The sequence below is a fragment of the Vibrio sp. Vb0667 genome (assembly GCF_033391095.1).
Genome location: NZ_JAWPOL010000380.1, coordinates 1 through 1,064 on the forward strand (window position 1 = coordinate 1; position 1,064 = coordinate 1,064).

Annotated in this window: 2 pseudogenes; one reads left to right on the plus strand and one right to left on the minus strand. The window is 48.0% G+C overall.

From position 1 onward, the window contains the following. Positions 1 to 378: pseudogene (locus R8269_RS26070) on the plus strand (divalent metal cation transporter); the annotation flags it as partial. A 69-nt stretch (positions 379 to 447) separates the two neighbouring features. Here R8269_RS26070 and R8269_RS26075 read toward each other — a convergent pair. Then, positions 448 to 1,064 (minus strand): annotated as a pseudogene (locus tag R8269_RS26075) (RNA polymerase-associated protein RapA); the annotation flags it as partial.

The window sequence follows — 1,064 nt, forward strand, 5'->3', positions numbered from 1 at the left end:
TTCTTCTGTATTTTCGGCAGCACAATTACCGTTATTGACGGTTACTCACGCGTAATTGCCGACTCACAACGCCTGTTGCGCTCTCAAGCGGAAACCGATCCAAAAGCAACGTCAGCGATTATGTTGGCGGTATCATTGCTAGCGCTGGGTATTGTCGTATTCTGGGCATCGGCACTGCTGCCTATGCTCGACTTCGCGATGGTTCTGGCGTTTATGACGACACCATTCTTCGCGCTACTGAACTACATCTTAGTGAGCAAAACGGACTTGCCGGAACCGCTGGCGGTGGGACGCAAACTGAAATGGCTATCGATTGCTGGGCTGATTTACTTGTTTGGCTTCTTAGCTTTGTTTATTTGGTGGAAGTGGTTGATGTAATCCGCAGGCAAACCGCAGATAAAGAAAAAGGTCTTCGATTGAAGACCTTTTTTAATGCGTTTTACGCGATTAGTTGTGGCTCACCACGATCAGACGGAGCGAATCGAGCTGCACTTGAGCTTGATTGATGTAACCAGTCAGCTCTTTGATTTGCGCTTCAATCGCTTCAATCTCTTCATCACGAATGTTTGGGTTCACCGCTTTCAAGGCTTGTAAACGCTCTAGCTCCATATTCAAGCTTTGCTGCATATCTTGCTGTGCTTGCTTACGAACGGCTTCCACTTTCTCTTCAACCAGCACATCACCCGCTTCAATCAAACGGTGCACGTCTTTTTGCACAGACGTCACCAGCTTGCTGCCAAGATGACGGTTTACTGGGCTAAGTTGACGGTTGAAACCTTCAAACTCCACTTGAGCCGATAGATCGTTACCACGCGAGTCCATCATCAGACGGATTGGCGTTTTCGGTAAGAAACGAGTGATACCGCTGCGTTTTGGTGCTTGCGCATCTACCGCGTAAATCAGTTCAAGCAGAATCGTACCAACTGGCAACGCCTTGTTTTTCAACAAAGATACCGCAGAAGTACCCACACCTTCACTCATCAGAAGATCGATACCACCTTGGATCATTGGGTGTTCCCAACTGATGAAGTGCATGTCTTCACGAGAAAGCGCGGTATCGCGTT